Here is a 7,287-nt window from a genome sequence, read left to right as displayed (position 1 = left end):
AAAAAAACAATAGCTGGTTGTGACTATTATTTTGCGAATGGCGGAGCAATGCGGACAGGCTGGATATTGGAACCAGAAGGTTGGTACTATGCACGGGAATATGGAACAATTAAAGGTTGGTTATATCTTGGAAATTTGTGGTATTATTTAGACGGAAACAATGAAGAATATCCAGGATTAATGGTATCGGGACAAGATAAGGTAATTGCAGGAGAAAAATATAGTTTTAATCCTAACGGTGATATGCGCGCGGGCTGGTATATGTCTAATAGTGGAGAGTGGTATTATTATGATAATTATTCTGGCCAAATTTGTTCGGGGTGGAAATATGTAAATAATAATTGGTACTATTTAGATCCACAGGATAATAATAAAATGATACCAGGGGGTTGGAAGAAATTCGATAATGGTTATTATCTCTTTAATAGTGACGGTTCCATGGTAACTAATTGGTCGTATGTTAATGGTAATTGGTACTATTTTTCGAGTGATGGATTAATGCGAACTGGCTGGCAGTGGATTGGAAATAAATGGTATTATTTCTACTATGAAAATGATTCACATGGTGGAGTTTATGGTGCCATGGCGAGAGCTACGTCAATTGATGGTTGGCAATTACAGATTGATGGTAGTATGCTAACAGACAAGCAGGCGGAGATGTATCAAATGGCGCAAGCTTATAATAGCAATACAAACTATTTGATTTTAGTTGATCGGGCAGCATGTAAAGTCGCTGTATATGCAGGAAGATTTGGTGCATGGAATAATATTATGTATTGGGATTGTGCGCCTGGAAAAGCATCTACTCCAACTGTTTCTGGAACATTTACAGTACAGGGGAAAGGATATTATTTTGATTCTGGATCAGCCAGATGTTATTGGTATACACAGTTCTATGGAAATTATTTATTCCACAGTGTACTTTACAGTAAATATAATGGTTCTTTGATGGATGGAAGAGTGGGTATTCCGCTTTCACATGGATGTGTACGACTTCAGATTGATAATGCAAAATGGATTTATGATAATATCCCAAGAGGAACAAAAGTAGTTATTTATTAATTTTAACCTATAAGAAAAAGAGTCTTTCATATTTTTTATGAAAGGCTCTTTTTATAATCGGGGTGTTATTATTTGCCTGTAGTTACATATGTTTTAATATCTTTAAAGAATCCTGCAATCATTATTATCATGATAATTCCAATCGGAAATGCTGATATAATGCTGATGCTTTGTATATTGTTCATGGAACTTTCAGAGAAGACCAGTGCAATTGGAAGTACTATTAATAATACACACCACAGTAATTCAATTAGTTTATGAGGATGTTCATTTTCTCCAAGTTCTTTGTAGCTATAGCAAGCTGCTGTATAAGCAATTGAATCAAATGAGGTTGCATAAAATGCAATCATACATAAAACAGTGATTACAAGAATTACTTTTGAAATTGGCATTGTATCGATAATATTTAGTATCAATCCATAGAGATCTCCATCTGTAGCATACTGTGCAATAAAATCTGTGGCTCCACTTGTCTGAATTCCGAGACCGTAATTTCCAAGCACAATAAAGCTTATGATTGTTGAACCAACGCCAAAAACATATCCTCCAAGAATTGTCTGTTTAATTGTTCTTCCACGTGAGATATTTCCGATAAAAAACGGAGCTGCAACGGACCATACCATCCAGTAAGCCCAATAATAAATGGTCCAATCTTGAGGAAAGTTATTTGTACGTTCAGGATCAGTATAGGTACATAATCCAATAAAATTCTGAAACATTATTCCTAAACTTTGGAAACCATTCTCAACAATAAATTTTCCCTGTCCTCCAGTAACTAAAACAATTAGTAAAAGTCCAAAGAAAAGGTAAATACAGAGTTTGGCTAAAAAGCTGATTCCCTTAAATCCATGTAATACAGCATATGTATATACAACACAGGTGATAAGAAGAATAATAATTGTAACAACAGTTCTGCTAAGCGTAATGCCAAATAATTTTACAATAATTGCAGCTAAAAGTGGGGTAGCTACACTGAAAGTAGTGGCTGTACCAGCTAAAAGTGCAAACAATGCAAATAAATCAATGATACGTCCGAGAATTCCATCGGCATGTTTTCCAATAATCGGGCGGCAGGCTTCAGAATAGCGCTGTCGATTTCTTTTTTTAACATGCAGCATAAATCCAAATACAACTGCAAGTACAAGATAAAATGCCCATGGAATAAAGCTCCAGTGAAACAGTGGGAAAACACCAGCCCATTCCGTGACTGAACCAAGTTCCTCAAGGTGAGGATTTGTTGCATACATGACCCATTCAGCAAATGAATAGAATAAGATATCTGCTGCCAGACCACATGTAAACATCATGCTTCCCCACACAAAAAAAGAATACTTTGGTTTTTCATTTGGCTCGCCAAGAACTACATTTCCATATTTGGAAAAGGATAGGAAAATGGAAATCACTAATACACCTATACCAATAATTAAATAATAGATTCCCATTGTGTTCCCAAAGAAATATCGGACTTTGCTGATAATATCATTTGATGCGTTTGGGAAGGCGAAGAGTACACCTGCCAATGCCATAATTATAATAAATGGCGCTAAGGTAACTAACCAGTCTATTCTACCGCTTTTTAATTTGTTCATTTAAATTTCCTCCAATTTCTGAGTGGCATAATAATATTTATAGTTCTGTCCAGCATGAAAGGTAAAACCTGCTGCTGCGTTATTATTATCTTTAAAAGCTTTTATTTCTTTTATCTGCCCTTCGTTGATACCTAAATTAGTAGCAATTTTTTTTAATATTTCTGACCGGGTGTTTGTTGTGTACGACTGGTCAAAAATTCGAAGTTCATCCAAAGTATCGAATTCAAAAATGAAATCCGATGGATATTTACGAATCTTCATTTGAAGTTCGGCAATGTGTTCAATATAAATGGATTCCCACAGTTTATCAGCGGTTTCTGGATTGTTATATTCATTTTCAAGGATTGATAAAAACTTTTTACTGAATTCTTGTGACCAAAATACATGACCAAGCATTACCCAGGAATTGTTACCGCCGACAACGACATTTTGTATTATACCGTCCTTTTCGGTGATGCACCATTCTTCAGTTCTTCCGTTTATGTACACTGCTGAATAGTAGCTGGCGTCAACGTCAGTTTCAAATGGATTTTCCAGAAAATAATTATCGGAGGAACAGATATAGCTGTTTTTTAAATAATTTCTGGCGGCATAAATACTGGAATTATTGTTACGGATTAAATAATCCGGATTGTGAATGAGAATTACTTTATATTTTTCTTTCAGATATTCAAATTGTTCTGCCATATATCCAGTGATTATAACAATCTCTTCAATTCCAGCTTCTCGAAGTTGGCGGATCTGTCGTTCGATTAAGATTTCTCCCCGGACTTCGATTAATGCTTTGGGTCTTTCAAATGATAATGGCGCAAAACGACTTGATGTTCCTGCTGCCATAATAATTGCATTATCTACCTTCATTTGTCTCCTCCATAAAAATTTTATAGTAATCTTTAGCATATCGATACTGGCGTAAAGAATATTCTCCAAAATCTACACCAAGGTTGCGCTTGTATTCACACCAGTTGCTCCAAAGAAGTCCACCAGCAGCGATGTAACAATAGATTTTAATTCTTGTTTCTTTGTTACAGCCTTCAGTAAAGTACATTCCGATTAATTCGTCAATCTGTTCTTTGTTATAAAGCGAATAGATAGCAAACATTGCGATATCAACATGAGGATCTTGCATTCCGGCATATTCCCAATCAATAAGCCGGATATCTTCCTGACCTTGGTCATCTGTGACAAACAGGAAGTTGTCAGGAACTGCATCAATATGAGTTAATACTTTTTCTGCAATATGTGAATCAATATAAGATTTCAGAGACAATACATTGTCTTTTGTTTTCTGATAATCTCTATAGATAGAAGGTTTCCCATTCCAGAGATTTTCATAAAAATTAATTTGACCAAAGATATCGAAATCATGGTCAACTGATAAATGCATTTCGTGAAATTGACGGAGCCGATTCATACATTTTTGCACATCATTTTGATCATTTGGATTACAAACTCTTGCGTGGTTAAAAAATTTTGTGATCTTATAACCATTTTCCGGATTGATATATTCAATATCGTCACAGAGCTTCTTATCTTGGATAACATGATAAACCTGTGCTTCTTCACGTCTGTTAATCAGTTGATCGGTTCCTTCACCTGGAATGCGCATAATGTGTCTGGAACCACCACACTCAAATAAGAAAGAACGATTTGTCATACCTTTTTTCAGGACGGTAATGTTTGTAATCTGTTCAGGCTCTGTATGGAGCGCATCAGCAGCAATTTGCAAAACATCAGATTGCAAGTGATTAGAATTGCTGTCTAATTCACGCAACTGCTCGAAAGTATTGATTTCTACAATATTAGAAGAGAGTACCTCCCTTGCCATAACGATCATCTTATCGTGGTCGTATAAGGTCTCTTCCCAAAAACTTCCATCGTAGCGGGAATCTTTATCTAATTCTTGTAGTCGTTTCTGTACAATGGAAGCTTCATCTTTGAGCAAGTAACTGATACCAATCATGGAGTTTCCACCAGAAGAAGGGGAAACGGTTGTCAATTCCATCTTGCGGTTGATGCGTACTGAACTTTCGTTGTCAATTAAGTCACTGACCATATACCAGGAATAAAGTTCATGCTTGGAAAATGGATTCTGATCGCACCAAATATCACAAGGAACAATATATGAATTGGATAAAAAATCAGATGCCAGTTTCAAAGAATGAAGATTGTTCTTCGAGGCATATTCTGAATTTACAACTAACTCTACATTATATTCATCTATCAAGTATTCGTATTGTTCTTTCATAAAACCTACAACAACATAGATATTGTGAATATTCACTTCATGGAGTTGTTTGATGAGACGTTCAATTAATGGCTCTCCATGTACTTCTAAGAGCCCTTTGGGAACTTCTGTATTGATTGGAACCATACGCATTCCAAAACCGGCTGCTAGAATAATTGCGTTTTTAGGTGCGGATGCGTGTAGCATATCCAAAGCCTTTTTGGTTGGCTGTATTTCTTCATTTATATACCCTTCCTGGAGTAAATTTTTAATAGATCGATTAACAACTCCGAGAGAATGGCCAGATGTTTCAGAAAGTCTTCTCTGGTTTGTATAAGGAAAAGATATGATGTTGTTCAAAATATCACACTCTTGAATGTTCATGTACTAACCTCCTTTTAAATCTATGAACAACATTATATATATTGTAAAGAAAAAAGTCAAAGAAAAAATTAATCCAAAAATTAATCAATTAATAAAAACTGGTGAAAAGCTGGTAAAATTGCGTATATGTGGTATAGTATATAATTGAGTACTAATATTTAACTATAAATTGGAAAAGTGAGGATGTGAAATGAAAAAAAGCATAAAGTATAGTATGTTTATAATGATGTTTTGCATTGTAGTGTTATTTTGTTTTGGAGTAAGAACGGAGGCAGAGGAAAAAACAGGGACTTAAAATCCATTTTATTTCGTTGAATGGAGTTACTGATGCTATTTTATTAGAGAGCGATGGGCATTTTGGGATGGTAGATTCAAGAGAGGACTGGGACTATCCAAATAGTGAACAATATCCATTAAGAGAAGGAATTACTATAAATGAAGGTTATGAGCAGTAAGTGATTCATTATTTAAGAACTATGGGGGTAAAAAAATTAGATTTTTATATTGCCACACATTCACATAGTGATCATATAGGTAGTGGGGATGAGATAATGAATTATTTTCCGGTTGATAGATTATATATAGACCGGTATGATGATTCTTATATGTTAGATTCTCATGGAAAAGATGCACAGGATCCATATTATTATCTACAGGCAAATGAAAATTATCTTTGGGATAATCAGTATGTGTATGATTGTTTAATAAAAGCGGCAAATGATAATAATGTAAAAATAATTACAGATTTAGATCTTGATGAAAATGATAATGCATTGGTTGTAAAAGTAAATGCATACGGGAAAAACGCTCTTTTAACATCGGATATAGACCCGAAAAATGGAGATACAAAAGAGGTGGCAGATCAATTAGTTGAAGAGTTATGGAATGATGAAGGTCTAAAAGAAAAGGAAGCAAAAAAAATTGAAAAAAAGAATTATGATTTTGAATATAACATGTCTTCCAATTATGAAGAATATAATGTGTTTGTACCAGATGAGCGACAAGTAGAGGAAAATATTGAGGATGAATCGCAACCTAATTTGGGGAAAAAGATACAGATAGATTTGATGAAAATGGTGCATCACGGGGTGGATTATAATAATACAACATATTTTTTAACATCATTAAATCCTAAAACTGTTGTTATTACTGGACCTCAGAGCTTTTTTAATGATCGAATGAAACAATGCTTGTCAGGGACAGAAGTTTATTCTACGATGACAGATTCAGCAGCAATAGTTGCAGAGTTTTCAAAAACAGGGATAGACACAAAATATAATAAAATAATATCAGGAACAGAAGAAATAGATGGAGAAACATATTGGTTTGATGAAAACGGACGCAGTATAACAGGTTGGAAATATTTTGATAATGCATGGCATTATTATAATGAAAAAGGAATATTAGAAACAGGTTGGCAAACTATAAATGGATCATTGTATTATATGAATTCTGCAGGAATAATGTTAACAGGTTGGCAGTATATAGATGGCAGTTGGTATTATATGGATGATTCCGGAGCAAGGGTAAACAATTGTTGGTACTGGGTAGGAACAAATTGTTATTATTTTAATGAAAATGGAGAAATGGCTGCAGATGCATGGATAGGAGATTGGTATGTAGATGGAAGTGGAGCATGGATACCTGAAAAAGTGTATGATAAATAATGAACTTAGGTAATTGCGAAACACATTCCTAAAACTTGCGTAAAAGAGATAAACGTTCTATCTTACAGATATTTTAATGCAGAAAATAAAAAACACTTGATTTTGGGCACAACAAATAAGCCTCATCTAGCTATGAAGTTGGTAAGTCCTATGCAATAAGAGGTTTCAGACTGCGAATATATTCATGATGTTTAATTTTATCTGCAAGCACTACGGTTATCAGTTGCGTAATGCCTGCAAGTATTAAATCGGCGTGCAACGTGTTTTCGTTTTGTGTACGACGACCTGCTAGGCAGAGGTTTGCTTTGATATGATTGATGTCCCGCTCTACGACAGTTCGAATTTTATAGGTGCTATC

Annotated in this window: 5 protein-coding genes and 1 pseudogene; 2 read left to right on the top strand and 4 right to left on the bottom strand. The window is 34.7% G+C overall.

Annotated features, from left to right (window positions below; translation table 11 throughout):
* On the top strand, positions 1-1,062 hold a 1,062-nt coding region (locus G593_RS0118055; RefSeq protein WP_029732581.1), incomplete at its 5' end, for a L,D-transpeptidase family protein.
* A 68-nt stretch (positions 1,063-1,130) separates the two neighbouring features.
* Here G593_RS0118055 and G593_RS0118050 read toward each other — a convergent pair.
* Genes G593_RS0118050 through G593_RS0118040 form a run of 3 tightly spaced genes read right to left on the bottom strand, consistent with a single transcriptional unit; the run spans position 1,131 to position 5,262 of the window.
* Positions 1,131-2,651 (bottom strand): BCCT family transporter, encoded by a 1,521-nt coding sequence (locus G593_RS0118050; RefSeq protein ID WP_029732580.1) that lies wholly within the window; start codon positions 2,649-2,651, stop codon positions 1,131-1,133.
* Positions 2,652-3,512 carry an NTP transferase domain-containing protein gene (locus tag G593_RS0118045; protein ID WP_029732579.1) on the bottom strand — a complete coding sequence of 287 codons (861 nt, stop codon included), beginning with the start codon at positions 3,510-3,512 and terminating at the stop codon, positions 2,652-2,654.
* Complete coding sequence (locus G593_RS0118040) at positions 3,499-5,262, bottom strand: NTP transferase domain-containing protein (protein WP_029732578.1); 1,764 nt, start codon at positions 5,260-5,262, stop codon at positions 3,499-3,501. The genes G593_RS0118045 and G593_RS0118040 overlap by 14 nt, the downstream gene beginning before the upstream one ends.
* Before the next feature lie 455 nt (positions 5,263-5,717).
* Here G593_RS0118040 and G593_RS19170 point away from each other — a divergent pair, with 455 nt between their 5' ends.
* Positions 5,718-6,929: a hypothetical protein gene (locus G593_RS19170; protein ID WP_081646593.1), complete on the top strand. Its 1,212-nt coding sequence runs from the start codon at positions 5,718-5,720 to the stop codon at positions 6,927-6,929.
* A gap of 148 nt (positions 6,930-7,077) precedes the next feature.
* On the opposite strand, the pseudogene G593_RS20620 reads toward G593_RS19170, so the two are convergent.
* A pseudogene (locus G593_RS20620) lies at positions 7,078-7,287 on the bottom strand (ISNCY family transposase); the annotation flags it as partial.

This window comes from Dorea sp. AGR2135 (genome assembly GCF_000420885.1).
Classification (GTDB): domain Bacteria; phylum Bacillota; class Clostridia; order Lachnospirales; family Lachnospiraceae; genus Dorea; species Dorea formicigenerans.
Note: the sequence above shows the minus strand (reverse complement) of the source record. Positions and strands in the feature narration are given on the sequence as shown.

Coding starts and splice junctions, on each gene's coding strand:
- G593_RS0118040 (WP_029732578.1), bottom strand. CDS start 5,262: ATGAACATTCAAGAGTGTGATATTTTGAACAACATCATATCTTTTCCT.
- G593_RS0118045 (WP_029732579.1), bottom strand. CDS start 3,512: ATGAAGGTAGATAATGCAATTATTATGGCAGCAGGAACATCAAGTCGT.
- G593_RS0118050 (WP_029732580.1), bottom strand. CDS start 2,651: ATGAACAAATTAAAAAGCGGTAGAATAGACTGGTTAGTTACCTTAGCG.